The sequence below is a fragment of the Amycolatopsis sp. NPDC057786 genome, from assembly GCF_042797905.1.
Classification (GTDB): domain Bacteria; phylum Actinomycetota; class Actinomycetes; order Mycobacteriales; family Pseudonocardiaceae; genus Amycolatopsis.
Map to the genome: position 1 here is coordinate 1 of NZ_JBHVKW010000206.1, position 1,356 is coordinate 1,356.

Genomic DNA, 1,356 nt, shown 5'->3' on the forward strand with positions numbered 1-1,356 from the left:
CGAAAGATGCTCCTATTGATGTCAAGGGGTGTGGGTGAGGTTGGCGAGGTCTGCGATGAGGGTTTGGTGGATTTCGCGGGCTATGTAGCGTTTGAGGCAGCGGATGATGTGGCGTTTGGGGAGTCCTTCGGTGGTGCGTCGTTCGACGTAGGCGCGGGTGCTGGGGCAGTGGCGCATGCGGACGATGGCGATGCGGTAGAGGGCGGCGTTGGCGTGGCGGTCGCCTCCGCGGTTGAGGCGGTGGCGGTTGGTGCGGCCGCTGCTGGCGTGGATGGGTGCGGCGCCGCAGAGGTGCGCGAAGCGGGCTTCGGTGCTGATCCTGTGCGGGTTGTCGCCGGCGGTGGTCAGGAGTTGCGCGGCGGTGTCGGGGCCGACGCCGAACAGGGCGGTGGTGGCGGGCAGTGCCTGCCGGGTCAGGGTGGCCAGTTCTGTTTTGGTGTCGGTGATTTCGTCGGTGAGGTGCTGGATGCGGCGGGCGAGGCGGCGTAGCGCGGTTTTGACGGCGGTGCGCGGGTCGGTGAGGTCGGTGCCGGGGCGGAGCCGGGCGCAAGTGGTGATCAAGGTGGTGCCGGTGAGCGGGGTGAGGGTTTCGCGCAGCGCCGCTGGGGCGGTGACGATCAGGGCGTCGAGCTGGTTGAGCGCGGCGGTGCGGGACTTGACCGCTCCGTTGAGTGCTGTGCGCAGTGCGGAGATCGCCGCGGCGGGGCCAGTGCCTGCTTTCGGGGTCGTGCCGGCCTGACCGGACAGCACGGCGCGGGCGGCGTTGATCGCGTCCTGGGCATCGGTTTTCCCTGCGCGGCGGCGGGTGTGCCGGTCGGGCTGGTTGACCTCCACCACCGTGACGTCCTCGGCGGCCAGGTGGCGGGCCAGCCCGGCGCCGTAGGAACCGGTGCCCTCGACACCCACTCCGGTGACCACGCCAAACCCGCCCAACCAGGCCAGCAGAGCCGTGTATCCGGCCGTGGTGGCCGGGAACGTGCGGGTCCCCAGACACCGCCCGAGGTGATTCAGCGCGGCGGCGGTGTGGGTGTCCTTATGGGTATCGACCCCGCCGGTCACCAGGGTCGTGTCGACGGCATGCTGCTGATCGGTCATCCTGGTCACTGCCATTCCGTGTCTCGATCGGGTTGAACGGATGGCACGTACCGGGCCGGGATGGACAACACAGTGATGGGTGTCCTGGTGGCACAGGCTCCTATCAAGTCACATCCCCGGCCTGGTCACGTGCATGAACAGAGACCCAGCACGAGCCGGCAGATCTTTCGCAAGACAACCCCAACCAGGGCGTCAGTGGCTTTCCGAGCCAGACCCCGCCAGAACTCCATCCACACACATCATCATCACTGTGGCTTTCGC

The 1,356-nt window shown here is 68.0% G+C and carries 1 protein-coding gene; it reads right to left on the bottom strand.

The genetic code is table 11. The features are described 5' to 3' along the window. Window positions 1-21 precede the first annotated feature (21 nt). Entirely contained in the window at window positions 22-1,095 is a 1,074-nt protein-coding gene (locus ACFVM3_RS41905; RefSeq protein WP_378445486.1) for an IS110 family transposase, read from the bottom strand. Window positions 1,096-1,356: the final 261 nt, after the last annotated feature.